At 55.4% G+C, this 26781-nt stretch carries 18 protein-coding genes; 5 read left to right on the plus strand and 13 right to left on the minus strand.

Annotated elements, in window-relative coordinates:
• Positions 1-14 precede the first annotated feature (14 nt).
• From Poly59_RS10880 to Poly59_RS10885, 3 genes are all read left to right on the plus strand, one after another.
• Positions 15-395: a hypothetical protein gene (locus Poly59_RS10880; RefSeq protein WP_246151547.1), complete on the plus strand. Its 381-nt coding sequence runs from the start codon at positions 15-17 to the stop codon at positions 393-395.
• 116 nt (positions 396-511) lie between these two features.
• Complete coding sequence (locus tag Poly59_RS29385; RefSeq protein ID WP_186776166.1) at positions 512-922, plus strand: hypothetical protein; 411 nt, start codon at positions 512-514, stop codon at positions 920-922.
• A gap of 81 nt (positions 923-1003) precedes the next feature.
• Positions 1004-2452 carry a PP2C family protein-serine/threonine phosphatase gene (locus tag Poly59_RS10885; protein WP_146534067.1) on the plus strand — a complete coding sequence of 483 codons (1449 nt, stop codon included), beginning with the start codon at positions 1004-1006 and terminating at the stop codon, positions 2450-2452.
• Here Poly59_RS10885 and Poly59_RS10890 read toward each other — a convergent pair.
• The 6 genes from Poly59_RS10890 to Poly59_RS29395 form a co-directional block, all read right to left on the minus strand.
• Positions 2444-3115: a GNAT family N-acetyltransferase gene (locus Poly59_RS10890; protein ID WP_044257156.1), complete on the minus strand. Its 672-nt coding sequence runs from the start codon at positions 3113-3115 to the stop codon at positions 2444-2446. The two genes, Poly59_RS10885 and Poly59_RS10890, sit on opposite strands and share 9 nt — an antisense overlap.
• An 18-nt stretch (positions 3116-3133) precedes the next feature.
• Positions 3134-3409: a hypothetical protein gene (locus tag Poly59_RS29925; protein WP_146534068.1), complete on the minus strand. Its 276-nt coding sequence runs from the start codon at positions 3407-3409 to the stop codon at positions 3134-3136.
• Between the two features lie 144 nt (positions 3410-3553).
• Positions 3554-4942 carry a hypothetical protein gene (locus Poly59_RS30115; protein WP_246151548.1) on the minus strand — a complete coding sequence of 463 codons (1389 nt, stop codon included), beginning with the start codon at positions 4940-4942 and terminating at the stop codon, positions 3554-3556.
• Positions 4943-5055: 113 nt separating this feature from the next.
• Positions 5056-8571 (minus strand): efflux RND transporter permease subunit, encoded by a 3516-nt coding sequence (locus Poly59_RS10905; RefSeq protein ID WP_145171112.1) that lies wholly within the window; start codon positions 8569-8571, stop codon positions 5056-5058.
• Between the two features lie 11 nt (positions 8572-8582).
• Complete coding sequence (locus Poly59_RS10910) at positions 8583-10706, minus strand: efflux RND transporter periplasmic adaptor subunit (protein ID WP_146534069.1); 2124 nt, start codon at positions 10704-10706, stop codon at positions 8583-8585.
• A 278-nt stretch (positions 10707-10984) separates the two neighbouring features.
• Entirely contained in the window at positions 10985-11539 is a 555-nt protein-coding gene (locus Poly59_RS29395) for a hypothetical protein (protein WP_246151549.1), read from the minus strand.
• Between the two features lie 133 nt (positions 11540-11672).
• Here Poly59_RS29395 and Poly59_RS10925 point away from each other — a divergent pair, with 133 nt between their 5' ends.
• Positions 11673-13421 carry a TolC family protein gene (locus Poly59_RS10925; protein ID WP_146534070.1) on the plus strand — a complete coding sequence of 583 codons (1749 nt, stop codon included), beginning with the start codon at positions 11673-11675 and terminating at the stop codon, positions 13419-13421.
• A 95-nt stretch (positions 13422-13516) separates the two neighbouring features.
• Positions 13517-14908, plus strand: a complete 1392-nt coding sequence (locus Poly59_RS10930; RefSeq protein ID WP_146534071.1) for a hypothetical protein — start codon at positions 13517-13519, stop codon at positions 14906-14908.
• A gap of 6 nt (positions 14909-14914) precedes the next feature.
• On the opposite strand, the gene Poly59_RS10935 is transcribed toward Poly59_RS10930, so the two are convergent.
• The 7 genes from Poly59_RS10935 to Poly59_RS10965 form a co-directional block, all read right to left on the minus strand.
• Positions 14915-15610, minus strand: a complete 696-nt coding sequence (locus tag Poly59_RS10935) for a hypothetical protein (RefSeq protein WP_146534072.1) — start codon at positions 15608-15610, stop codon at positions 14915-14917.
• Positions 15611-15677: 67 nt separating this feature from the next.
• Positions 15678-16229, minus strand: a complete 552-nt coding sequence (locus Poly59_RS10940; RefSeq protein ID WP_146534073.1) for an RNA polymerase sigma factor — start codon at positions 16227-16229, stop codon at positions 15678-15680.
• A gap of 462 nt (positions 16230-16691) precedes the next feature.
• A complete protein-coding gene (locus tag Poly59_RS10945; RefSeq protein WP_146534074.1) occupies positions 16692-18647 on the minus strand; it encodes a hypothetical protein in 1956 nt (651 codons plus the stop codon).
• A gap of 187 nt (positions 18648-18834) precedes the next feature.
• Positions 18835-19461, minus strand: coding sequence for a class I SAM-dependent methyltransferase (locus tag Poly59_RS30120; RefSeq protein WP_246151550.1), 627 nt, complete (start codon positions 19459-19461; stop codon positions 18835-18837).
• A gap of 9 nt (positions 19462-19470) precedes the next feature.
• Complete coding sequence (locus Poly59_RS10955; protein WP_146534075.1) at positions 19471-23448, minus strand: efflux RND transporter permease subunit; 3978 nt, start codon at positions 23446-23448, stop codon at positions 19471-19473.
• A 15-nt stretch (positions 23449-23463) separates the two neighbouring features.
• A complete protein-coding gene (locus Poly59_RS10960) occupies positions 23464-25791 on the minus strand; it encodes an efflux RND transporter periplasmic adaptor subunit (RefSeq protein ID WP_146534076.1) in 2328 nt (775 codons plus the stop codon).
• Positions 25792-25800: 9 nt separating this feature from the next.
• Positions 25801-26712, minus strand: a complete 912-nt coding sequence (locus Poly59_RS10965) for a zf-HC2 domain-containing protein (protein ID WP_146534077.1) — start codon at positions 26710-26712, stop codon at positions 25801-25803.
• Positions 26713-26781 lie beyond the last annotated feature (69 nt).

Genomic DNA, 26781 nt, shown 5'->3' on the forward strand with positions numbered 1-26781 from the left:
TGGAACTGTCCGCCATGAACCGTCGTCACACCAACCCTGCCGCTCGATTGTTTGCTGCTTTTGCAGTAATCGCGGTGCTGTTGGCGTCCTCGCCGGCCGCTCGGGCAGGATCACACGACGCGAAGCCTTGCCCTCATGCTTGCTGCCAATCGCAGCCGGTCGGGCACGGCTGCTGTGACAGTGATCCTTTGCACGAATGCCCTGCAATGGCTTCATGTGAGACGAAAGTCTGGTTGCCGCCGCGAACTTCTGGCGACGATCCGTCGCCTCGCGGCTTGGAACGCAGCGACTTCTCGCGGATCAGTTGGAAGACCGAATCGGTCGCTCTTGGTCGGCCGGATTCTTTTGTCTGTCTCAACTCTCTGATTGATTGGCACGTTCGTCTTCAGATTTAGCGGTTGGCTCTGCTTCGACCTGCGAAGCCGGACCCAATTCAAAAAACGAAGATGTTTCTGTTTCCCAATCGGTGCATGTCCATGTCGGCTGCGCCATCAATCCTGGAGTTTCTAAAATGTTAGCGACTGTATTCTCTGCTGTTCTGTTCGCCGTTTCCTTCGTCCCCGCTGGCAATGTTGACACCGCCGCATCGGCTCGGCCGACGTGTTGTTCAAAGCACGCTTACTGCTGCACGGTTCATGCACCGTGCTGTGACAAACAGGCTGAAGCGAAAGCGACCACTGACAAAGTGGCGAACGCAACTTCCCAACCCACCTGCTGTGCCAAGCGTGCCTATTGCTGCTCGGTGAACGCACGATGCTGCGGAAAGAACGCTGAAACGAATGCGACAACCAGCGACGTCGTCAGCGCGGCCGGTCAACCGACCTGTTGCGCAAAGCGAGCGTACTGTTGCAGCGTTGGCGATGCCTGCTGCGGCAAAGGGTCGTCAAGTTCCACAGAAGTCGAACCCGCTTACCGCAGCTAATCGCTTCTGATTTCGTTCGATCCCACATCAGCCGGGCGAGCCTGAAAACTCGCCCGGCTTCTCTATTTTCAGGGTGCTAATATGGACACATTCAAACACCGATGGCATCAGTTGCCGATCAGCCGGCAACTGCTTGTCCTCGTCAATGCGATTCTCTTTGGGTTTGTCGTTTTGTTTCTTGTCGTTGACTACCGCCTGCGGATGGATCGACATTTGAACGAGAAGCAGATCGCGTTGACCGAAGAAGCAAAAACGATGTACGAATCACTGTTGGTCGCCGAAGCCCACGGAGATGTCGCGATTCAAAATTTGGTTGACAACGTTTGTGCTCGAATGAACACCGACGATTCGCCCGGTCACCATATTGCTGCGGATTGGCGAGGGCTGCCTTACCAAGCGATCTCGCATGGGCATGCTTCCGACGAAATGCTCTCTGCCATGCGTTCGGCAGCTGATTCAATAGGCACCGAATCGAGAGCCTCCGGCGCGCACGTTGTCGGCGCTTTCACCGGACCGGCGGGTACTGTCTACATTTCCGAGAAACGTTCAGCCGTTGTGGGCGCAACACGCCGCTCATTGCTGATCCAGATGTTTGCCGTCTTGTTGCTGGGAGCGATTGCAGCCTTCGTGGTCAGCGCGGTGCTGCGGCAATTGATTGCCAAACCGATCCAAGGCTTCGTTTCGGCGTTACAAAGTGTTGCGTCTGGGGACTTGAGCGTGATGGCACGCACGCGAAGCTGTCGAGAACTGAGTTACCTTGCCGATCAGATCAATGCAATGACTGAGGCGTTGGATCACGCTCAGCGTGACCACCGTGTTCACATGGAAAAGGCACGCCAGATTCAACAGAACCTACGCCCGACAGTGAATGGACTGGTTGGAATCGACGTCGCCGAGTTGTTTGAGCCGGCCGACGATGTTGGCGGTGACTACTACGACGTCATTCCATTGTCCGATGGACGTTATCTACTTTGCGTCGCTGATGTTTCGGGACATGGCGTTCCAGCCGCGATGGCGGCGACGTTGTTGAAGGCGTTCGTGTCGGAAGCAGCAAAGAAGTCGTCCAGCCCCGCTGAAATATTGACAGATGTCAATCAACGTTACTGCGAGTATGTAATGATGGGACATTTTGCGACCATGGCGTTACTGGTCGTTGACCCTAAAAACAGGCAACTGACCTACGCCAATGCTGGCCACGAGTTTCCGTTCTTGCAGATAGGACGCGACACGCCTGTGCGATTGAACGTGGGCGATCTGATCTTGGGCGTCGAGGACGATACGCACTATGACGAAGAAACAATTCCACTAGGCGATTCGGCTCGCTTAGTCATCGTTAGCGACGGAGTGACTGAAGCGTTTGATCCAAGTGATGAGCAATACGGCACCAAACGAATTGAACATTTGTTGCATTCCGTCCAGAGCTGCAATGCTCGTGAACTTGTTGAATCGTTTGAGTCATCCATCGAAGCGTTTCGCAAGGGCCGAAAGGCTTTCGATGACACAACGCTATTGGTGGCACAATTAACTTGATTGGGCCGCAGTATCGTCGCCGACATACCGTCCGATTGTGAATCCAATTTCGTTTGGCAATGTCGGGTACTTTGCTCGGCATAGTGGGCCAAGCCGAAAAAGTGATGCTTGGGCGACGTTTTGGAAACCCATGCGGTCGACTGCTTTCAATGCTCGTTGGTTGGAGCCTTCGGTGGTTAGCACCAGCGTTTGGATTCCATCGGTTTGCAACTGATCGGCCATTTGGCTCATGATTGCTGCGTAAAGGCGACGGCCTCGGTAGGCGGGCAAGACCAGCACTTGGAATACGAACGCGGCATCGTCGGAGAGCTGGATTGGCAGACCAGTTTCGGGCTTGCCGTCGTGGTTCATCTGGCCGGGAATGTCTCCGAAGGCGACCCAAGCGAATCCGGCGAGCGAATTGGCTTGGAACGCTGTGAAGCACCGGGCATGCCCAGCATCTAGCATCTCAAAGTCACGTTCTGGGATTTGATATTCCAGTTCGTGCGCGTGCGAGCGAAGGCGATCGGAGGAACACGAGTCGATCGTGTATCCATCGGGGATGGGTGTTCGCGGCATCTGGTCAATGGGCGATTGATAAAATTGACAGATATTCGCAATCGCTATTCGCCGCATCGCTCGGTACGGCAACCACCGTAGCGAGCGTGAAGATGTAATTTTCACAGTGGGAATCCGCCAGCGTTAGTGGCAGCAGCTTCCGCCGCCCGACGAAGGGCGGGGCGATGCTGAAGTGGAAGCAGCGGAGAACGAGGTTGCTACTGGCGGTTGATAGTCAGTATCGAGGTCGACCGCCGTGTCGTATTGAATGTTGGCAGCGGCCTGTTCGGCATATTGCTGAGCAGTCATAGACGGTTCGTCCTTTCGATTGCCAACCCAGGGCAGCGATTGGCATCCGGCAGACAGCGAGAGGGTGCAGATGAACGCAGCGGTAGCGCAGGATTTCCATAGCGATTTCATGACGACTTCCTTGTCGTGAGTTGAAACAAAAAAGGCAGGGACGGCGTGGTGACGTCATCACTTGCGTGAATCAGACGCGACACCGCCCCCGCGTGAGTCAGAGGGGAAGCGAGGAGCCAATTTGCAAACTCGCTCCCGAGTTGATTAACGAATTGTTGGAGCTTCGACTCCTTGTGATTTCAGGACAGCTAACCACTTGTGCGGCTCGGCTGCGATCTTCTTCGCGCATCCAGGGCAACAGATGTAGATTGCTTTCCCGGCCGCGTTGACCTTGTACGGTCCACCCATCGCATCGAGCGGTTCGTCCATCACGGGGCATTTCTTCTGGGCTGCGATAAATGGAACATCGGCAGAAACTACTTTGAAAATGCCGTCGCGTACTTGCTCGGTTCCGGCGGGGACGGACGCTTGATCGCCGTTCCCATAAACCATGGCGAGGTACTTCGCTGGTTCAGCTTGAATCTTTTTGATGCAACCTTTGCAGCACAGATAAATCGGCTTGTCACCAACCATCACCTTGATCGGTGTGCCCATGCCACCGAGAGGCTCATCCATCACTGGGCAAACCTTTTGAGCCGCAATGGCCGCTGCGTCGGCTTGCGTTGATGTTGAGACAGTAATCTTTGCCGCAGTCGTGACAGCGGGCTGGCCACTGTTTTGCGGACCGTTCCCATAAACCATGGCGAGGTACTTCGCTGGTTCAGCTTGAATCTTTTTGATGCAACCTTTGCAGCACAGATAAATCGGCTTGTCACCAACCATCACCTTGATCGGTGTGCCCATGCCACCGAGAGGCTCATCCATCACGGGACAGACCTTTTGGGCGGCAATCGCAGCAGCGTCGGCTTGTGTCGCTGTGGTGACCGTTATTTGCGGGCGACCGGCAGCATATTTAGCCGGGTCTGACTTGACCGCGTTCACACAGCCGGCACAACAAACGTAGAGTTTCTGTCCGTTCACATCGACTGCCACGGGATCGCCCATACTGCCGAGCGGCTTTCCGCTGACGGGACATATCTTTTGACGGCCAATTGCGGCGGCGGCCAGTTGTTGCTCGCTGGCGGGAACCGTTGCGACCTCGTTGAAACTGACGACATTTCCGCCCGAAGCCTTCATGCCGACCAACTGAATATCGACGTCGATTTGCCGACCAGCAAGCTGCGAAAGATTCACTGGAGCCGTTAGCGCTCCTTTGCCGTCGGGAAGCAAGTCGTAGCGATAGCGTTTCGCGTTGCCTTCAACGCGCACTGAGACAGCACCGCGTCCCTGGTCGACCGAGACTGGCTGGCCCGTGCGATCGTAGACGAACATTTGCAGCCCGCCTTGGGAAACAATTGTTTCGATTTGCAGGTTGCCGGTTTGTTTCAGACTGCCGCCATGCGGCCCCACTTGAGTTGCTTCTCGAGCCTGGGTCATGCCGGGCATCGCGTGGTTGTGTCCAGCGTGGTCGTGCTGCGATTGAATCGTTTGCCCAAACACAGACGATGTGAACATCGCGAGCGAGAAAGCAGTGACAATGAGTGTTCGTTTCATGGGAGAACTCCGTTGTGAAAGTCAGGACGCCATCCGTTGGGTCCGTCGATCTTGGTGAGGTTGATTAATTGGATGCCCGAGTCGTGAGTTCCTTCACGGGCAAATGAAGAAATTTATGCCGCTTTCATGAGTTCCTCCTCCGGCATCGCTTCGGTTCCTTCCCAAAGCTCGTCTTGAAATCCAAATCGCATTTTCAATTCCAGATAGCCGCAATAGAGTGTCGGCACGATGAATGAAGTGAATGGTTCGGCTAGCATTCCTCCGAACACTGGAATCGCCATCGCTCGGGCAACGTCAGCCCCACGGCCCGTCGCGATCAACACCGGAATTAACGCGGCAAGCGTCGTCACGGTCGTCATCATGCAAGGTCGAATACGTTTCAGGCCGGCTTCGTAAACCACATTGCGAATGTCTTCGACCGATTCGATTTTGCGTTTCTTGAGAAGTTGATGGATGTAGGTCGCCATCACGACGCCATCGTCGACCGCCAGACCGAACAGGGCGATGAAGCCAACCCACACCGCCGTGTTGAGTTCCACGCCCATCGTTGCGACGGCGATCATGCCGCCGGCAAATGCGACCGGGATACCGGAGAACACGGCCAACGAAATCGAGAAGTTGCGGAACTCCATGTAGAGCAACATCAGATTGATGCAGATGACCAGCGGAATGATCCACATTAATCGCCGGTTTGCCTCGATCTGGTTTCGGAAACTTCCAACGGCTTCAAGGGAGTAGCCAGCTGGCAATGACAGGCGATTGGGATCCGATGGTGGAAGAGATTGCGCTTTGCGGAGTTGTTCTTCGATCGCAGCGACCGATTCCAAGTCGCCTTTGCTACCATTGGCCATGAAAGAAACGTGAGCGACCAGTCGCCCGTTTTCACTGTTAATCGCACCTGGCCCCCAGGTCGTTTCCAGCTTTGCGAGTTCTTGCAGCGGCACAACAGCACCTGAGTGCGTGACGACTGGCAAACGTTTCAGCCCGTCGATCTGTTCGCGAAGGTCACGGTTGTATCGAAGCCGCACGGGATAACGCTCTCGGCCTTCGACCGTCTTGATCAGATTCATTCCGCCGAGTGCCGTCTCGATGACCTGGTTCACCATCGACGAACTCATTCCGTAGCGTGACGCTGCCTCACGATCGACAGTGAACTCGACGTAGGGCTTGCCGAGCACAATGTCGGGATTGACCGTGCCGGCATTGATCAGTGGTGACTTCTTTAACTCGGCGGCGACGTCCATTGCGGCGTCGGCGAGCGTGTCCAGCTTGTCGCCGTAAACACGGATGGCCATCGGTGCCTTGATACCGGACTGCAACATCACGACACGACCTTCGATCGGCTGCAGCGCCGAGGCCGGCGTGACGCCCGGTAACGTCGCGACGCGGTTGATCTCATCCCACACATCGCGTGCAGTGACGCCCTCTCGCCACTGGCTTTCAGGTTTCAGCATCACATACGTTTCGACCATCGCTGCGGGCGCGGGATCGAGCGCCGATTCCACGCGGCCTATCTTGCCGAGCACATCTTTGACTTCGGGAATCTGGCCGATCAGCACGTCCTGGGTTTGTAAGACCTGCATCGCTTGCGAGAAGCTCGCCGCCGGGTACAGCGTCGGCATGTAGAACCAACTTCCCTCGTCCAAGGCGATCCAGTCGTCACTTTGCAAACCCGTGAAGACGTGCTTGGCGTCGACGTAGCCGGGGAAATCATTCAGCTCGGCACCAAATAGGTTCGCGAACTTCTCGATCGGACGCATCACTGTCGGCATTCCAATGTAGGCTCCTACACCGATGAACAGCAGCACTAGCGGAAAAGAGAGTGCGAATGCTTTGTGATTGAGCGCATGTCGCAGTCGCGCCGCGTAAATCCAGCGAACGAAGCGGCTCGACGGAATTTCTTCGATGGGTCGAATTCGTTCTCGCATCAACTGCCAACCGCCAATGAAGCCGATCATGGCTGCGACTGCGGTCACAATCCAAGTATCCAGGCCAAAGCGTTCTGCCAGTCGCGATCCCCAAAGGAAATGTGATACGGCACCTAGCAATCCGGAGAGCGACAACGCAGAAACCAACGCGGTTGATTTGCGACGTACATTGCTTCGCAGCATCAATCGACATAAAGCCGGCACGATCGTGACGGCCGCGATCATTGCTGCAGCAATCGCAAATGTCTTGGTATAAGCCAGCGGCGAAAATAGCTTGTAATCGCGACCGGTCAAAAAGAAGACCGGCAGAAAGCTGACGATGGTTGTCGCCACGGCAGTTACGACGGCTGGTGCGACTTCTACCGTTGCTTCGTAGACAACTTCCGCACGAGGTTGCTTGATTCTCGCCTCTGCGCTTCCTGATTCCCAATCAGAAAGGTGTTGGTAAATGTTCTCCGAAACGATGATTGCCATGTCGACCATCGTGCCGATCGCGATCGCGATGCCGGCGAGCGACATGATGTTCGCACCGACGCCGACTACCCGCATCGCGATGAACGACATCAGTACGGCGGCAGGCAAACAAATTGCGACGACAAAACTGCTGCGAATGTGCAGTAAGAACAACAGGATGATGATCGCCGTGATGATGATTTCGTCACGCAACGCATGCGTCAGCGTCGCCATCGTCTCGTCAATCAGTCCGCTGCGATCATAGACGCCATGGATGGTTACGCCTTGCAGCGATGGCGTAATCGCGGCGATCTTTTCTTTCACTCGGTCGATCACGACGCGTGGGTTCTCGCCGTATCGCATTACGACTACGCCGCCAACGGCTTCGGCTCCGTTGTAATCCAACGCACCGCGGCGAAAGTCAGGACCAATCTGCACAGCGGCAATGTCACGGACGCGAACGGGAACGCCGTCACGCTGCATGATGACGGTGTCCTCGATGTCCTCGACCGCCTTGTCCTTGTCACCACCCGAGCCGAGGAAGCCCTTACTGCGGACGATAAACTCCATGCCAGTCGTTTCGACGGTTTTCGCTCCGACGTCAACGTTCGATCCCTTGATCGCCATCGCCAATTTGTCCAGCGACACGTTATGGAATCGCAGCTTGTCGGGATCCACTTCGATCTGATACTGGCGAACGTAACCGCCGATCGAAGCAACCTCGCTAACGCCCTCGACGGCTTGCAACTCATACTTCACGACGAAGTCTTGCATGCTGCGAAGTTCCGCAAGACCCATGCCTTCATTAGGTGGCTGCAATGTGTAGTAGTAGACCTGCCCTAGGCCCGTCGCGTCTGGCCCAAGTTGTGGCACAACGCCATCGGGCAACTGTGACGCCGCACTGCCGAGTTGCTCAGAAACTCGACTGCGTGCCCAATAGAAGTCAATTTCGTCCTTGAACGTGACCTGCACGAAGCTGTAGCCGAACATGCTCTTGCCACGCACCGATTCGGCACCCGGCACAGCCAGTAACGAAACGCTGAGCGGATAGGTGACCTGGTCTTCGATGTCCTTCGGCGAGCGACCCGGCCAAGGCGTCAGCACGATGACTTGGTTCTCGCCAATGTTGGGAATCGCGTCGATTGGGATCGACTTGAAACTTACCCAGCCGGCAACGCTCAAGCCGATCGTCAGCAGTACGACCAGCCAAGGTTCTTTGACGCAAAAGCGAATGATTAGATTTAACATGGTTCGTTTCCTTACTGCACGGTGCGAGCGATCGAGGGAACTTCGCCAACCGGCATCGCCATGTCACGAACGACTTCGCCGCAAGTCAGCATCTCGCTACCCCAGTACGGGTTCTGCAAATCGCCGCCGGGCTGCATCCAGTCGCCACCTCCACCGGGAACCATCGGACAGTAGTAATGCGTTAGCTTCACGGCCGTCTTCGGGCCACGAGCAACCGTCGCCGCTTTCAACATCGCGTGACTGACGCCGCGGTAAGCTTCGCGAGCGGTTTCCAACGATCCATCCATGCGAGACGCCGCACGGCGGGCGATTGCGAACTTACGTTGGGCATCGTCGGGGACGCCGGCCGACATTTCCAGCTCGCGGAGTCCTGCGATTAGAGTGTTCAAGGCGACGGGCGGAGGCGTTTGGTCGGCCGCCATCGCACATTGAATCTCGAAGTAGGCGTCGTAGGTGCGATCAAGCGCTTTGCCAGCGTCGGTCGCCAACATGACCGGAATGGAATTGGGAAGCTCAAGCGGTCCTGGCGAATAGCTCGGTGCCTTCGTCGGGTCCATCAATGAGGGGTTACCGGCAAGCTGCATCTGTGAGTCGATCAAGAAGTTGCCTCCAGTGGCGACCGTCTCGCCAGCCGAAAGCCCTTCGACGATCACGGCTTCTTTGCGATTCATCGGGCCAACCGTGACTCGGCGAATCTCAAAACGTCCCGGTTCAGTTTCGACATAGATCACACTGTTCTCGCCGGCCAACAGCACGGCGTCGCGAGGAACGGTGACGACCTGCTGCATCGGCAACGGCTCCGCCGCGAATCCAAGCTGCGATGTCGGCACCAAATCCATATCGCAAAGCGGGCACTTGCCCGGCTGGTCGCGGATGACTTGCGGGTGCATCGGGCTGATGAACTTGTTCGCAAGTGCCGGATCGTAAACTTGGTCCATGGGTATCGCGGGAACGGTGACGCGAGCGGTCGCGTAGTCGCCTGGTCGCAGCTTGCCGTCGAAATTCATGATCTCAACACGTACACGAACCGTTCGAGTCGTTGCATTGACCGTAGGATCAATGAACGCAACGCGGCCGGTAAACACTTCGCCCGGCATCGACTGAATTTCCGCTTCAACTTGTTGGCCGAATCGAACCGCCGATGCGTCGTCGGGAAACAGGTCAAGCATCAACCAAACACTGCTCAGGTCGGCGACTCGATAGAGCTTGTGTCCTGTTTTGACATAGTCGCCTTCGACCGCCGACTTCTCGATTACCGTTCCACTCTGCGGTGACTTGATGCGGATTCGCGACATTGGTTTTCCGGACTGCCCCAGCTGGTCGATCTGACCCTGCGTCATGCCAAGCTCAGCCAAATTCTCGCGTGCCATCTTGTTCAGATCGCCGCCAGAGATTTGAAAGCGTCCGATTTTTCCGTCGCTGTTCATGCTCATGATGAACTCGGTTTGGGCGGTATAAAGCTGGGGGCTGTAGATCAACGCCAGATCGTCGCCTTCGTTAACCTTCACGCCGGCGTAGTTGGCGTACATCTTTTCCAAACGGCCGTCGATGTACGCACTGATGGTCGACAGTTGGCTTTCATCGAAGTCGATCGAGCCGATGGTGCGGATGGTTCGATTGACTTCACCCATCGTGGACATGGCGGTTTGAATGCCAACGAGTCGACGGGCCGAGGCCTCAATCGTGACCGAGATACCGTCGCCGCCTCCGCCGCCGGTCGCTTCGACCAATTCCATCGCACAAACCGGGCAACGACCCGGTTCCGTTGATGGCGGCGTACACATCATCGGACAGATGTATCGCTTGTCTTCGCCACCGCCAGCTTCCGCCACGGCTTCGCCTTTGCTGCCCGAAAATCCGTCAGCGGTCAACCACTTCGTTCGCTGTGCGATACCGAGTAGGAAAAACACGAGGCCGGCGACGGTGACGATAGTTGCGGCTTGCACGCCTGTGCGTATGAGCCACTTCATTCCGCCACCACTTTGTGGAACGCTCGGTTGAGCTTCAACTGGCGGTATTGTTGCTTCCGTCGCAGTCTCGACTGGCTCGCTATCGGTCGGCGCATCCGCATCCACGTTGCTGACTTGGTCGTCAACGTCGGCTTCATCGGGCTTGATTGGTTCGTCCTGATTCATGACAGTTCTCACAGCGTTTTCCGGCACGCGATTGTGGATCCATCCACGAACGTCAGCTCAAGAGTTGACTGGCCGATGAAGCGACGGGGGGATCGCATCATCGACCAGTCATCGCCTCCAGGCTGTGACCGGTTCATTGTTTCGGGTGACGCGAATCAAATCGCGTAGGGATTGCATCTGGAAAGACTCCACTGGGAATGAGCGCGCAGCACCATTCACGTGAAAGCCAACTTGAAACCGAAGAGCTACGAGCGCGCAGCTCTCCTATCGAGACGACGCTAGATGCGCCAGATGCAAAGAAACCGCTGAGAGAAATGCGGTGAGTGATCGCCGATCGCCAAACGTGACATCAGCTGATCTGGACGAATTGAAAGTCCAGCCTCGGATGCAACGTGATCCAAGTACGCGATCACGACCAATTCACGAACTTGCGGAACAGGAACGCGATGAGGTGCTGGTGCAATCGGTTCCGAGCGAATTCCACACATACACGATGACAATGCAACCCGGTCTTGAACCAAGTCCTCGTCGTCGGGTTTCGGTGGCTCAGGCACGACATCGGAGATTTCTCCGAACAACTCATCGTGCTTTGGCCGTTCGGATTTCTTCTTGCAGCAACTGCCGGCGTCTTCTTCGTTGCCACTACAGCAGCCGCACAGATCACCGTCTGTTTTCACTTCACAGCATTTGCAAGCTTGGCAGACCGTTTCGGCCTCGCAGCACTGACCTTGAGCACATGTTCCCTGCGCAGCAACGATCGCCATCGGCTGAATCACTATTGCAGCGATCAGACAAAGATTAACGGCGGCGCGAATTAGGGGGGAGTTACTCACTGTGACCTTCCGAAAAGGATACCCATACACGGTATATGAACTGTATCGGAAATTTGGCCGAAGAGTTCAATAGGAATTAGCCGGTTAGGCAAACTTTGACAGATCAATTATAGCTCATTAGGACCTGAACGCCATGGATCGGCATTCTTCGAGACCCGGAAGAACCCAAGCGAAGCGCCTGCTGCTAGCAGCATTGGTTGCCGCGTCGGTGTCCGGTTGTGCCTCCGAGCGTGGTGTTCAGGTAGCAAAAGTCACCGCTCCGGTCGCCGCTTCCACCCCGACTTCGGTCGCGACCAGTGACGTCGATTGGCAGCAAGTCCTTAGCGAGCCGGAAACAGCCGTCGTTCAGCCCGTTGTCTTCAACGACGGAGTAGTGATCGCATCGCCCGCCGTCTTCGCTCAACCACCCCAGGAAGACAGCAAACGAAGCTTCGGAGACTTTCTGCAACTCGATCCGCCCAAGGGAGATGAATCGAAGGGAGTGAAGGAAGATGGGGAGAAGGATGGTGATGAACCGGACTTGATTGAAAAGGGCGACGAGCAGGACGGGAGGAAAGACGACAAAGACACCGAAGGCAAAGACTCCAAGGATCGGGAATCCGACGAAAAGGAAGGCTCCGAAGATGGTGAGGCCGATCGCACTGCCGAGCGGATCGCGACGCCCGCGCTCAATGGCCAGCCCGTCGAGTATTTCGTAGGCACGGCCCTCGCACGTCACCCCAAAATCCTCGCCGCCAGGCAACGTGTCGCTGCGGCAACCAATGTTATCCCGCAAGCCAAAGCCTTGCCCGACCCGACGTTCAACAACACGTTCTGGCCATTGCACGATACCGCCATTCAAACCGCGGCTGGCCGGGTCGCCAACCAGATGTCGGTCAACCAAAAGGTGCCGTTTCCTGACAAGCTGAAAACCAAAGCGGTCATCGCCAGCCGCGAAGTGCAAATTGCTCAAACGGAAGTTGACGCGATTGCTCGCGAGATCACCGAGTCAGTTCGTCTCGCCTATTACGAAGTTTGGTTCGCAACCCGCGCGATCGACATCATCGAAGAAACCAAAGACCTCGTTGCCGACCTGACCGACGTTGCTGAGGCACGCTACCGCAGTGGCGGTTCTCAACAAGACGTGCTGCGAGCACAACTCGAAACCGATCGACTCGACGAACAACTCATCACGCTTGCAAGACAAAAGCTGGTTGCCCAAGCCGACCTCGCTACTTTGCTACAGCAACCCGTCGGGATTCTTCCCGAAGCGACGGATGAACTGAGTATCACTGACACGCCACAGCAAATCGAAGAATTGATCGCGTTGGCCGAGCAGTGCAACCCGAAGCTACGCGGCCTCGCATGGGAAATCCAACGCGATCGCGACAAGGAACGCTTGGCCTGCTTGCAGCAGTACCCAGACTTCAGTGTCGGATTGAATTGGGGATTGGTCAGCGACAACCATGATGTCCTTAGCCCAGTGGCCAACGGAAACGATCAACTCAGTGTCAGTTTCGGCACAACATTGCCAATCTGGCGAGAGAAGATCAACGCCGGAGTCCGCGAAGCAGCTCACCGTCGCAGCAGCACGACTCGACGCCTAGAAGCCGAACGCGACGAACTGTACGGCAAGATTCGCCGCCTGATTGTTCAAGCCGACGCCCTGGTCGAGCAACGCGACATCTACGAAGAACGCATCATCCCACGGACAGAAGACACACTCAAACTGTCAATCGCAGACTACCGAGGCAAACGCACCGACTTTTTCACCTTGATCGAAACCTACCGCGAACTGTTGATGTTCGAGACCCAACTCGCCCGCATCGACGCCACATTGGCCGGCACGATCGCTCAATTGGATCGAACAGTCGGCTGCCCGTACACGACGGAATCGCGGTAATTTGCGGGCCAAAAAATATTTTTGAAATTTGCTGCGAGAGTGCTGCGAAGCGAACTCTTTTAAGGTAAATCAAACCCTTATAAGAGGAAAATCACATGAAGAATGAATTGATATGGCTGAAATTTCGAGGCGGTGATGCGGAAAGCATCAAGCAAGCAATCGAAGATCGAGGCGAGTTTACAGCGGTCGTATCTGTAGCAGACGTGGCGCCACAGACGAATCAAATCTGCTTGGTATCGCTACAGGACGACGAAAGCAGACTAAGCGATGATGGCCCCGAGCTAAGCATCGACTTCGTCGGCGTGTCCCAGCTGGGCAAGTGGATCGCAACGGGAAAGAAGCAATTGAAAGTCAGCGGCGTTGTTGAAACGGGTCGGACTGACGTTGAGGTTGTTCTTGAACGATTGGACGGGCGATTTCGCAACAGAGTCGACACGAACTTCGGTGAGGCGACCCGATTGCCCGAAAAGACGTCGGAAGCCTTGCTTGGGGCACTTCAGGGCGTGTCACAGAGCTTGCGGGCGGGAATGCCCGGAATTCAATCGCTGATAGCTGAACTCGCCTCCATTCGCAGCCAAGCCGAAGGTGGCATCGCCGACATCGAGCGTGACGCAGTAGTAACGTCGCTCGAAATATTCGGCGGGTTGCGTCTGCGCAAAGAGATCCTGCGTGGCACGACACCGGCACAACAAGAGGCAACCAGCTTTCTGAACCGATTGTCACACTACAACGTCCGTGAAGACTCGCAGATCAATTTGGATGCAATGTCGTTTCCGGGTTTCAACTTCATTAAACCCTACATCACGAGTCGTGTTGATGTGTCCAACGACACCGGTGAGACGCTCTCGATTATCAACTGCAATCGTCAACCGCTCGAACACACGCTCGGCGTGGACTTGATCTATTTCAGTCATGTCCATGAATCGTTCGTAATGGTCCAGTACAAAAGGCTATCCGCTAAAGGAGATGGCAAACCGACTTACTACCCCAACAGCGACAAGAATTACGCAGGGGAAGTGGAGCGGATGAATGAAGCAGCAACGATGCTGCGAAAATTGGAGGACGCTGAGCCATCCATTGCAAGCTACCGTCTGGGCGAAGAGACGCTGTTTCTGAAGTTCTGTGAGGCGAAACAAAAGAGTTCTCTGGACAACAGCATGGCCTCCGGTTTCTACATTCCACTCGGTTTGTGGAATGCTTTTGCTGCATCTCCAGCATCGAAAGGCCCAAAAGGCGGCCTGCGAATTGATTGGGAAAGCAAACCTCGTTCGTTGAACAACACTGAATTTTGCAACATGGTCCGATCTGGATGGTTCGGATCTTCATCGGCCCAAACGGACTGTCTAAAAGAGATCGTTCGACAAACCCTTGAAGCTGACCGAATGGTCGTCTTAGCGGCAACGTCACGGAGCCAGGAACGCCCCGATCAACTGCGTGATCCCTTCGGTCGCTACACGGAAGAGGACGACCCGCTTGGGTGGCGATAACGAACGTCAGGGCTGAAGTTCATAGGTCGGCTTCACATCAGGAGCCGACCACGAACTATACATAGAGTATTCCGGCATAGTGAAGTCGATGGGTAGGGTCGTGATAGTTCCAAACTGAAACTGCATGGTCTTCCCATCCGTGCTGCAGGTGTATTTTTGCTCGACACGATGCTGACGGCCACGGGAATCACGACAGCGAATAAGCGCGGTGCCCTTAGTCATCCGCTCTGGTTTTTCGCTGTTATTCAAGGCATCCGGGATGGCGAAGAAGCCAGTTTGCTGCTCAGGAAGCAGGTGCATTGGCGAAGTCGGAAAAAGCGTTTCGTCATCCCCTTCGTAGCTGACCTCAACGTGCAGCGCTGGACCGGCTCCGTAGTTGGTGAGAGTTGGAATGAGTGTTTGGTCAATAACGGCGCCGTCTTTTCGGACCAAATCAAACCGGTGTCCTTTCACGTCCGTAGCCTCAACGGGAAATACAAACGTGACACGATCAAACGCAACGAAAGGCTGCATCCTCATATCTCGCTCTGCATCGAATTGATGTTGCTGTTGCCGCATTTGATCGACCGCCAAGGCGCGTTGCTCTGTAGCGTGATTCGCTCCAAGCACCAGTGCGACGACGGCAACGAGAGAGGCGACTACCGCTGCAATCGCCGAAATTGCTGACCAATTCATCTGACGGCTCTTCTTTTTGTCTGTCATTTTTCTCCTTCGTGTGTTCCTACCAACAGTTTCTTGGCACGAGATCAAGTGCAACAGGGCGCGCAAATCATTGAGGCGTGTCAATTAACCTCCGAAGTTCCCGCCGCGCCCGATTAAGCCTCGATCCGACGGTGCCTTCGGGAATTCCGAGCGTCGCTGCGATCTCTTGGTACGACAAACCGCTCTCTTCTTTGAGCGTGAAGATCGCCCTTAGTTCCGGATCGAGTTGATCGAGGGCGTGGCGAACGATTGCGACTCGTTCGTCTTGCTCGACGGGGTCGGTTGCCTGCATCGCAGGCTCAACGACCAACTCCTTCGTCCGGCGATGCTTCTCGCGTCGCAGATGCTGCAAGGCTTCGTTGGTCGCCAGGCGGTACAACCAAGTCTCGAACTTTGCGTCGCCACTGAACTGGCTGAGTTTGGAAAACGCTCGCACGTAAACCTGCTGAGTCAGATCGTCCGCATCTTGAATGCCGACCATCCGAACCATCAGCCGAAATACCCGATCGCTGGTAGCCTCATAAATCTCCCGCAGCGCACGTCGATCGCCGGCCGCAGCAGCTTGCACCGTCGGGTCGTCAATCGAATCATGAGCAGGGTTTTCATGCGAAGGCTCCATTGCCACCATTCTAGCGATACCCGCAGGGGGTAAATAGCCGGGCGGAGAAGAGCTTCCTACGGCGTCCTTTTCCTCATCAGTCGATGCCCATTACGGCTTTCATCTGTTTGCGTCGACTCACGGAAACCTAGTGACCTTCGATCTCTAACAACTCTTTAGAGTCTCGATTATCTGCTTTCCAGTTCAAAAATCGGTGCAGTTCAACCACAACATGATGAAGCATGCCAGCCCATGCGATAGGGATGCAGCTGAATTCCAGCGAAGGTTTGATGGTTGATTTCAATTCAAGATGAAAGTCTGAAAGATGATCCCGCAGACCACCGGCAACATGATCGATAGTGTTTTCGCTCCTGTGTCCAAGCACTAACCCGTCAGACCATCGAGACGAAAAGGCAAGAAATCACAAGAAAGTCGATTTAGGTGATGAGGCGTGTGTTCGTCTCGCATTTCAATCGAAGGTTTTTACGCAAGCGAGATTCGTTGAATAAGTACGTTCATGTCGATTGGACCTGACCCAAGTTCGTCGAGTAGTTCGTCGAACGTATCGCGATAGTCAATCAGAACTTCGTCGACCGAGCCGTCGATTCGCTCAGCGGTGAGTTGAACGCTTAGGTCGCGGAGCAGATCGTATAGTCGGTTTTTTGCTCGATCACTGACGACCGTTAGAAGCGGGTGATCAATTCTTGCTCGGTGAACCAGCTTGTTGCGTATCATCAGAAACTGTGACAGCTCACGGCGAATTTCTTTGTCGTCGTCTTGCACGGTGTGTGCAAGGACCTGGTGGTTGGCCATTCGCTTACCTTCGATCTTTGTACGATGGCGAAGCAAAACTGACTGACTCGCTATGTCTAGGACTGCCTGTCCAAGTTCATTGGGTGAAGACTGAGCAGAATCGTAAAGCAACGTTGCGATACCAGAAAGGTTCGGACGGTTGCGGTACGCGACCGCGATCTCGATGAGAGCATCTTTTTTCTCGTGACCTTGGAAACCAGGAGATGCTGCAAACGAACTCCACCAATAAAGCAATCGCCTACGAACATTTCCAATCGCGATTACCTTGGGAAAATAGCTGACAATCCCTTCAACTGCGGTTCGTTCAACAGTGCCCGCCAAATACTCAAATGCGAACCAAGATGCCAGCAACGAAACCTCAGGTGTTTTTTCGCGTCTCGCCACTGCTGACCATCGCAACGCTTCGGCCAAACCGCTCAGCTTTCCAGCGGAATTTGGATCGATACGTGCCGCGTAGTCCGCCTGAGGCGGTTGCTGGGCCGAGTCGTCAGGGTAAGTGCGGGCGAAGAGCTTCCCATTCCTGTCCTCCCACGTCACCAACATCTTTGGATGAAGGTCGTACCGCTGCATCGGAGACTGGAAATCGAGAAAATCAATAATCTCTTGAAGCCGTCTTTTTGCATCGTCTGCTGCCGCTCCCGCGTCAGGGCTGTCCTGCCAGTGCATACTCAAAATTAGCTGATCGCAATCCAGCTGCGATAAGAACTCATCGACATCGACGGAACCTGCTGACAGAGTCCCCTCATCGACGTCATCGGCGTCAGCAATTTCGCCTTCTTCGCTCTCGATTTCTGTTGGCGCAGATCGCCCCTCGTCTAGCTTGGACTTTAGATCCTCCACGCTCTGTTTTGTATGTTGATCGATGCGAAGTTCGCTCGAACGAATTTCAGCGTCCGTAGCTCCGTCAACAACGAAATAGATTTTGTAGCGATGACGTTTCAGACTGCTTAGTCTGCGGAACATGTGCAGCATACCGTCTCGAAGATCGCTCTTCATCGGAAGATAGCGGTCGAGCAGAGACGTCAGGTAGTCTGCGTTGTATCCACGGTAAACGCAATCGAGTAACAGTTGTTCAACGAGAGTATCAAGACGGTTGTAGCTGGGCTCGTCTTTTGCTACTTCTCGACACAACTCCATCGCAGCGAGACCACCGTACCCTGTCCATGTCATGTCGTCCTCGGTAGCACGGCGACGAAAACACCGATGATGCAATCGTCTCGCGGCAGCAGCTGCTCGCCGACACTCCTTATGACGCTTCTTCAACTCCGCGTACTTATCTTGTGGACTCGCGGGTAGCGAGTCATATAGATTTTTGAAGGTCTCAACCGTTGCGTTTACTTCTGCTGGAAACGCGTGTGCAAGCAATAGGTTTGACGAAAGTATTTGCCCAAGCTCATCATAGAGCGCATCTAGCTGGTGACAGCTACGAAGGCGTCCACCCTGAAGGTCGTCCAAAACCTCTGCGATGTCTTCGAGCACACTTACGCAAAAACTGCTTGGCAGTGAGTAGCTTGTGATGCAGTGCCAGTCTTTAAGTAGTTCCCACCACCTCTCAGACAGATATTTGACCCCATCGGGAACCTGCCAAGCGGCCGAGTCCCACCAATACTGTTGTGGAAAGAACAAGAATCTGCCTCTGTAAACGTCGAAAGGGCCGCCGAAGCGACCCTTTCCTTTGCAGATTCGCAATCCCCGACCGCAGCCGAGGAATGCCTTTATCTGACTGAATTATGATTCAGGGAATGGGCCGCGTCAACACTGATCAACCCATCATATTGGTAACGACACTCGAGTTGCAGGGGATGTTCGGGTCCTAACGAAGCAAGCCCATTGATGGACATTCGGAACTGCCAGCGTGTGTGGTGTCTCTACGCCAAAACCAGTCGAAAACGTGATCGTAGCCGTCTACTCCTGGCACTTCGTGTCTCTCGGGGGCGTCGATGAATCCGGTGTGCTCAAAAAGGGAAGTGATGTCTTTGTTGTGGGAAGGATCGCGTGTTCGGTCGGCGTCCCACCCGAGCATCAGGTGGCCGCCGGGTTGTAAAGCTCGATGGCATGCCGTGATCATGGCGCGGACACCTTCTGGCGTATCGACGCCGAAGCCCAAGAGCCCGTTGATGTGAATCATGTCGAAGCGGACGCCACGAAAGACCTTGTCCACCTCGCACATATCGCCAGTGCGGTGAAGTTGACCGTTGCCAAAACGTGCCGCCGACGGATCGAAGTCGATCGTCCAAACCGCCGTCATCTCCCGGTCAAAGAGTTCGGGATACCGCTTTGTGTAGCGGCGTGTTCCAGCAAGCAGCACATTGGCGGGTTTCATCCTCGCCATCGCTGGAAGCATCACTTGTCGAAGATAAACGCGATCCGGCAACGATTGGACTTGCCAATTGAACTTGATCGCCGAAACGATCGACTTGGTTCTGGCGACTACGGGCATGGTGTTGATCTATGCGTCCTTTGTAAAGCGTTCGTCTTTGATGCCGAGTCGCAACTTCCACTCCATCGCACTGCAATAGAGAACTGGTACGACGAGCATCGTCATGATTTCGATCGTCATGCCGCCGAAACTGGGGATCGCCATTGGCACCATGATGTCGCTGCCCCGGCCGGTGGAGGTGAGGACGGGGATAAGGGCGAGCAGCGTGGTCGCCGTGGTCATCAGACAGGGGCGAACTCGTCGCATGCCGGCGGTCACGGTGGCTTCGCGTGCATGTTTGGCGTTTTCGATGCGGTCCTTGCGAAAACTCTCGTCGAGGTACGACGCGATCACGACGCCGTCGTCGCTGGCGATGCCGAACAGGGCCAGGAAGCCAACCCAGACGGCGACACTGAGGTTGATCGTTTTGACTTGGAACAGTTCACGCATATTCGTGCCAAGCAAACTGAAGTCGAGGAACCAATCGGTGCCGTACAACCACAGCATGATGAAACCGCCTGCCCACGCGATCAGGATGCCGCTGAAAACCAGCGATGTCGTGATGGCTGATTTGAACTGCATGTAGAGGATCAAGAAGATGATCCCGAGTGCCAGCGGTAACACAATTGCCAACGTCTTCTGCGATCGAATTTGGTTTTCGTAGTTGCCTGCGAACGTGTATGTCACTCCGGCTGGTAGCGTGAACTCGCCCGAGTCGATCTTCGATTGCAAGAACGCCTGAGCATCCTCAACGACGTCAACTTCCGCTTCTCCTGGCTTCTTGTCGAACAAAACGTAACCCAGTAAGAACGTGTCTTCGCTCTTGATGACCTGCGGGCCGCGGGTGTAGCGAATGTCGGCGAGCTGCCCGAGCGGAATCTGTGGCCCCATCGGCGTCGGGACCAGAATTCGGTCGAGTGACTCGAGATCGTCACGTAGTTCGCGAGCGTAACGCACGCGGACGGGGAACCGTTCGCGGCCTTCTACAGTCGTCGTGATTTGCCGGCCACCGATCGCGACTTCGATTACGTCCTGCACGCTGCGGATGTGCAACCCGTACCGCTTGATCGCATCTCGGTCGATGTCGATTTCCAAATACGGCTTGCCGACAATGCGGTCAGCAATCACGGCGGATGATTGAACGGTGGGAATCTGCTTCAGCAGCGATTCCAGTTCCAAGGCAACCCGCTCGATCGTTTCTAGGTCTGGACCTTTGACCTTCATTCCCATCGGTGCCCGCATGCCGCTTTGCAGCATTACGATCCGAGCTGCGATCGGTTGCAGCTTGGGTGCCGAGGTCGTGCCGGGAATCTGTGCCGCCGTCGTGATCGCTTGCCAAATGTCATCCGGCTTGCGAATCTCATCACGCCATTGTCGAAACGGTCGGCCGCCGGGATCAGGGATCAATTCGCCTGTTTCTTCGCGGACAAATTCTTCGGATGCGTTGTCGTAGCGAAAGTTCAGCCGATGACCGTTCTGATCGGTTTTGTATTCCGATTTGTAAGTGATGTAGGTTTCGAGCATCGACACGGGAGCCGGGTCGAGCGGCGTGTCGGCGCGACCGATCTTGCCGACGACTGATTCGACTTCGGGAATCGACACCAGCAATTGATTCTGTAATTGCAACACGTCGAGAGCTTCACCGATCGAAGCGTGCGGCATCGTTGTCGGCATGTAGAGGAAAGAGCCTTCATCAAGCGGCGGCATGAACTCTTTGCCAAGCCCTGGCAGTACGTTCGTTGCGGCTTTCCAGGGACCGGATTGCCGAACGGTGGTTTCCGAAACGCCAACCATCGAGAGCGCCTTGGGGATGAACCCGAACACCTTGTCGAAGCCCAGCCAAGCCGAGCCGCCGAACAAAAGGATCGCGATCGGCAGCGTCATGAACGCAAGTTTGTGATTGAGGCACCAGCGCAGGATCGGTTCGTACAGGAATCGTTGAAAGACGGTAAAGAACCCCAGGATGCCGCCAATCAATCCGCCGACGAACAGCAAATTCAGTAGCAAACCTTTCTGTGGCCCCAGCGGCAACCATTCCTGAGTCAGCAACACGCCGACGACCAGCGCCGCAAGTGCGCTGGTCGCATACGGGCCGTAACGCTGGTAACTCTCGGGAATCCGATCTTCATACAGTTTGTAGGTCGACAGCACGATCAAGATTGCACCGACCCACCATGTCAGCAGCATCGACGCAGCAATGCCGAGGATCAGCAACGCGAACCAAGCTCCACGACGCAGGCTCTTTGATTCAATTCGTCCGCCCATCAGGACGTGGGCAACCGGCGGAATGATGGTCAACGCAACGATGACGGACGCTGCGAGTGCGAACGTCTTGGTGAAGGCGAGCGGCCGAAACAGCTTTCCTTCTGCACCGATCATCGTGAACACGGGCAGGAAACTGACTACGGTGGTTGTCACGGCGGTTAGCACCGCACCGGCCACTTCTTGAGTGGCCTTAAAGATCAACGTCATCTTGTCGTCTTCGGGATCGGCCTCATCGAGATATTTAAGAATGTTCTCCGTGACAATAATCCCCATGTCGACCATCGTCCCAATCGCAATCGCGATTCCCGACAACGCCACGATGTTGGCGTCGACACCGAATGTCTTCATGGCGATGAAGCACATCAACACGGCCAGCGGCAACAACGCACTGATCAGGAACGAGCTGCGCAAGTGAATGACCATCACCAGAATCACGATGATGGTGACAAGGATTTCTTCAAACAACGCAGTTTTCAACGTGCCCAGCGTTTCGTAGATCAACCCGGTTCTATCGTAGAAAGGCACGACCGCGACTTGGCTGGTCGTGATCCATGTCGGCCACTCCTCTTGTGACATTCCACGAAGGTGCTTCACCCAAGCGTCGCTGGTGGTCGTCGCACCGGTGATCGACTCCAAATCATGACGCTCGGCGTACAGGTCAACTTCATCAGCCGACGCCTTCGTGTAGTCGACCAACACCTTCGTGGGTAAACCTGGCGAGACTTCTTTGATTCGTTGCTTGATGTTCTTGATCGCAGCCAAAGGGTTGTATCCGTAGCGTACGACCGCGACACCGCCCACGGCTTCCGCACCGGCTTTGTCGAGCGCACCTCGCCGCAACGCCGGACCTAGCGACACGTTGCCCACGTCGGCCACCGTGATCGGCACGTTGTCGGTCACCTTTACGACAGTCTTTTCGATGTCCTCGATGCTCTCGATGAAGCCCAGACCGCGGATGACGTATTCGGCCTTGTTCAGTTCAATCGTTCTCGCACCAACGTCGACGTTCGTCATGCGAATCGACTCGAACACACTGGCCAACGTCACACCGGCGGCCCGCATCGCATCAGGGTCCACGTCGATTTGGTATTCCTGAACGAAGCCTCCGATCGAAGCGACCTCACTGATCCCTTCCGCCGAAGTCAGCGAATAGCGGACGTTGTAATCCTGGATCGTTCGCAGCTCTCGCAAATCCCAACCACCGGTCGGTTTTCCATCAGGATCGCGGCCTTCGAGTGTGTAGAGATAAATCTGTCCGAGCGCCGTCGCATCTGGCCCCAGCGTCGGTTGCACACTATCTGGCAACGTGCCAGCCGGCAGACTGTTCAGCTTTTCCAGCACCCGCGTTCGCGACCAATAGAAGTCCGCGTCTTCGCCAAAGATGATGTAGATCGACGAGAAGCCGAACATCGAATAGCTGCGGATCGTCTTGACCTCGGGGATTCCCAGCAGTGCGACCGTCAGCGGATAACCGATCTGGTCTTCGACGTCTTGTGGGCTGCGTCCCATCCACTGCGTGAACACGATCTGTTGGTTTTCGCCGATGTCGGGAATGGCATCGACGGGAACGGGATCGCGAGGCAACGCTCCGGTGTCCCAATCGAATGGAGCGACCATCACGCCCCAACCCATCGTCGCAATGACCAACAACATGACGACCAGCTTGTTGGTCAAGCAGAACCAAATCAGTCGGCCGAGGATTGAGCGTTTCGCGTTTTTAATGGTCTCATCGTTGTTTGTCATGTTGGATTACTTGGCCTACAGCTTTTCGACTTTGTCGGCACATTTCAGCATCGAAGCGCCGTAGTACGGATTGCGAACCGCGTCATCGGATTGAAGCCACGACGCACCGCGACCCTCGAAGGCCATCGGACAATGAAGCTCATAAAGTGTTTCGTCAGTCGGCAGCCCGAACATTCGCTGCAGGCTCAACATCTGTTCGGACAGCAACGCGAACCCGCTCCGCAAGGCGGAGAGATCATTCGCCTTCTGCAATCTTGCAATGATCTCGGACAAGTCGCGTTTTTCTTTGCTCCACATTCCGACCGCTTTGGATTCAGAAACGATCGGCGCCAATGAAGCCAAACGTTGATGCAACGGTTCGACGGCTTGCTTCGCCGCATCCAAATCGTCGGCCGCGAGTGCTTGGCTGAGTGCCAAGTAGGGAGCGACGAAGCCGTTCAGTTGTCCAACGACCTCCGGCGGAGCATCCATGTTCGCCATGGCCGGCATCTGCATCTCGTCATGTGACATCGGCAACGGAAACTGGCCCTTCATCTGATTGACGTGCTGGCGAGTTAACGCGAATACCCGGTCGGCTTCACGCATGGATTTGACTTCGCGACCTTCGGTGACGTCATTGCGAAGCAACATCGCAACCTCGAGCCACTGCGGTCGCATTTGAGGACCGATCAAGTCTGCCGGCACTGCCTCAACAGTTTGTCCCAGTCGTTCGTAGCTTGCACGCATCTCTGCGAGGTTCGCCGCTTCGACCTTTTCCTGAATCGTTTTGTATTGCTCAACGAGGCTCTGCATCGCATCGCGTGCTGCTGGCACCAACTCCATCGGACTCGCGTCCATCGCCACGCCTTCGTCCGCCTTTGGCATTTCCATGCCGCCGTGATTGTGTCCACCGCCACCGCCACCTTGCGGCGTCATCATCGAGGGCTTTGCGGAAATCTGCAGCGCACTGTCGAGTTTGAAGTTGCCGTTGGTCACCACCAAGTCGCCTTCGTCGAGACCGGCTTTGACGAGATAGAAATCGCCGGCTCGCGGACCGATCACAATCTCGCGACCCTCGTAAGTCGGCTTATCAGCATCGGGAACCTGGATGTAAACGATCGCTCGCGTTCCGGTAAGCAACACAGCCTTCACCGGCACGATCAACGGCTTCGCGGCGTTCGTCGGCTCGGCGGTGACGTACCCGAGCGATTCGGCTCGCACCAACGGCATACCGCAAATGTCACAGTCACCCGGCTGGTCTTTGATGATTTCCGGGTGCATCGGACTGATCCACTTTCCCGCCAGCGAAGCGCTCAGCACTCGACCGCCAGCCGCGATGTCGCTCTGCACAATCGCACGCACGAACATTTCCGGTTTCAAGCGACCATCGTCGTTCGGCACGTTGACTCGGACCTTCACCGTTCGTGTGTCCTCGTTCAGCACCGGATCAATAAACGCGATTCGGCCGCGGAACACTTCGCCTGGATACGCTTCCGTCGTGAACTCGACGTCTTGCCCATACCGCAACCAAGCCAGGTCCGATTCGTAAGCATCCATCTGAACCCACAAGACGTTCAAGTCAGCAACGGTGTAGATACGGTCGCCAGTTTGAACGCGGTCGCCTTCTTGCTTGTTCTTTGCAACCACTACACCCCCGACGGGCGAATAGATCGTTACGGTTTCGGAAGACTTGCCGCGTTGTTCAATGGTTTGAATTTGCTTCGTCGTCAAACCGAGCAAACGCAGTTTCTCGCGAGCGGACTCGGCAAGATCGAGTGGTTTGATTAATCGTGAGGTACTCAGCAGTCGATCACGCTTGGTCACCGCCAGCAGTTCTTCTTGTGCGGTGTAGAGCGACTCGCTGTAGATTTGCACCATGTGATCGCCCTTGTTGACTTCGACGCCGGTGAAGTCAACGAACATGCGTTCTAAGCGACCAGGAACCCAAGCTGTGATGTGTGCGAGGCGTGTTTCGTCGTAATCAACCTTGCCCACCATGCGTACTTCGGATGTCACGTATTGCCGGCGCACGGGACTGACCTGCACGTTCATCAAGCTCTTGATTTCAGAACTGATCGAAACGGTGCGAACTCCGTCTGCCGATTCTCTGACTGGAACCAAATCCATCCCGCAGATCGGACAACTGCCCGGCCCGTCACGACGTATTTGGGGATGCATCGAGCAAGTCCAAATCGACGGCTTACTTTGCATTGCCTCCAAGTTCGACGTAGCGGAAGTCGGAGAGACTTTCGGCTCATTCGAGCCGCCGCTAAACCAAGATGCGACGAAGATACCGAGCACCACAAACGCCACCGCTTGTGCAATCCAGAGTTTTCCGCGGTGTCGTTTGAAGAATTCGTTCATGAGTTCGCTCTAGATTTTGTCCAACCAGGTCACTAGCTTCGTCACTTCGTCTTGGTCGCGAACGCCGACGGCAGTGACGCTTCGAGAACCTTGCCTCCAAGTTGCCGCAATACTGGAATCGAGATCAACAAGGCAGCAATCTTTGTCACCACATGTTGCCATACTCTGGGGGCGATCGCCAAACCAAGCCGTCTCTTCGTCATCGTGTTCAAACAGAACCAGTGTCGAACCGTCACTTCGTTTGCAAACCGCCTTCACGCAAGTGCAACAAGGCATCTTCAACACGCTAGTCGACGCCAAGGAATAGCCCTCGGGCAATCCACCCGAGACAATGGGTCGATAGCCGACCAACTTCACGGCTCTCTCCGCGTCGACTGTCTCACCGTCGTACTTGGTGAGCAGCATCTGTTCCGCTCCGTCTGGATCGCTGGGCAGTTTCTGCAAATAGTCGTCCATCACCACGGCGAACTCAGCCATGTGTTCGGCAGACATTTCATCATCATGCGAATGCCCATCTCTGCCGTGCGTCGCCATCGCACCACCGCCTGCCATGTCGTGATTGTTTCCGCCGCCGTACCACAGTCCTGCACCCAACAGCACCAAAACGGACGCCGCCATCGACACCAGCCCAGCACCATATGGCGACTCGCGAACCCAAAGACTGAATCGCTTCGACAATGTTACCGGTTCGGCGGCTGTTGGCAGCTCACGTTCGATGCGTTGCCACAGATCAGACGGTTTTGCCGGGAAGGAAGTTTGAGCGAAAGCCGAGCCGAGTGACTCAAACGCACTCAGCTCTGCCGCACACGATTCGCATGACTCAACGTGTTCCGCCACAGTATCCGCTTGTCCAGCCGCAAGCTCGCCGTCGTGATAAGCCGACAGGTATGGCTGCACCGTTTTGCAATCGTTGGATGACATAACCCTCTCATTCTCTGTGAGACGCTTCTGCTGATGTGTTTTTGGATGCCCGAAGTCGACGTTTCTTCA

The organism is Rubripirellula reticaptiva (genome assembly GCF_007860175.1).
Lineage (GTDB): Bacteria > Planctomycetota > Planctomycetia > Pirellulales > Pirellulaceae > Rubripirellula > Rubripirellula reticaptiva.

Coding starts and splice junctions, on each gene's coding strand:
- Poly59_RS10880 (WP_246151547.1), top strand. CDS start 15: ATGAACCGTCGTCACACCAACCCTGCCGCTCGATTGTTTGCTGCTTTT.
- Poly59_RS29385 (WP_186776166.1), top strand. CDS start 512: ATGTTAGCGACTGTATTCTCTGCTGTTCTGTTCGCCGTTTCCTTCGTC.
- Poly59_RS10885 (WP_146534067.1), top strand. CDS start 1,004: ATGGACACATTCAAACACCGATGGCATCAGTTGCCGATCAGCCGGCAA.
- Poly59_RS29925 (WP_146534068.1), bottom strand. CDS start 3,409: ATGAAATCGCTATGGAAATCCTGCGCTACCGCTGCGTTCATCTGCACC.
- Poly59_RS30115 (WP_246151548.1), bottom strand. CDS start 4,942: ATGAAACGAACACTCATTGTCACTGCTTTCTCGCTCGCGATGTTCACA.
- Poly59_RS10905 (WP_145171112.1), bottom strand. CDS start 8,571: ATGTTAAATCTAATCATTCGCTTTTGCGTCAAAGAACCTTGGCTGGTC.
- Poly59_RS10910 (WP_146534069.1), bottom strand. CDS start 10,706: ATGAATCAGGACGAACCAATCAAGCCCGATGAAGCCGACGTTGACGAC.
- Poly59_RS10925 (WP_146534070.1), top strand. CDS start 11,673: ATGGATCGGCATTCTTCGAGACCCGGAAGAACCCAAGCGAAGCGCCTG.
- Poly59_RS10930 (WP_146534071.1), top strand. CDS start 13,517: ATGAAGAATGAATTGATATGGCTGAAATTTCGAGGCGGTGATGCGGAA.
- Poly59_RS10935 (WP_146534072.1), bottom strand. CDS start 15,610: ATGACAGACAAAAAGAAGAGCCGTCAGATGAATTGGTCAGCAATTTCG.
- Poly59_RS10940 (WP_146534073.1), bottom strand. CDS start 16,229: ATGGAGCCTTCGCATGAAAACCCTGCTCATGATTCGATTGACGACCCG.
- Poly59_RS30120 (WP_246151550.1), bottom strand. CDS start 19,461: ATGCCCGTAGTCGCCAGAACCAAGTCGATCGTTTCGGCGATCAAGTTC.
- Poly59_RS10955 (WP_146534075.1), bottom strand. CDS start 23,448: ATGACAAACAACGATGAGACCATTAAAAACGCGAAACGCTCAATCCTC.
- Poly59_RS10960 (WP_146534076.1), bottom strand. CDS start 25,791: ATGAACGAATTCTTCAAACGACACCGCGGAAAACTCTGGATTGCACAA.
- Poly59_RS10965 (WP_146534077.1), bottom strand. CDS start 26,712: ATGTCATCCAACGATTGCAAAACGGTGCAGCCATACCTGTCGGCTTAT.